Annotated in this window: 1 protein-coding gene; it reads right to left on the reverse strand. The window is 69.9% G+C overall.

What is annotated here, in order from left to right; translation table 11 throughout:
- Nucleotides 1-209, reverse strand: a 209-nt coding sequence (locus tag MXD59_RS26200) for a WD40 repeat domain-containing protein (RefSeq protein ID WP_372512215.1), incomplete at both ends; no start/stop codon positions are given.

Raw genomic sequence — 209 nt, forward strand, 5'->3', positions numbered from 1 at the left:
GACCCATCCCTGCCACCACTGACGATCTGCCGACCATCCGGAGTAACCGCCACCGCGTTGACCGGGCCGGTGTGGCCGGTGAGCACCACCTGCTCCACCCCACTCGCACGGTCCCAGACCCGCACCGACCTGTCCTCGCCACCACTGACGATCTGCCGACCATCCGGCGACACCACCACCGCCCAGACCGGGCCGGTGTGGCCGGTGAA

Origin of the sequence: Frankia umida, assembly GCF_023242945.1 — a bacterium.
Taxonomy (GTDB): Bacteria; Actinomycetota; Actinomycetes; order Frankiales; family Frankiaceae; genus Frankia; species Frankia umida.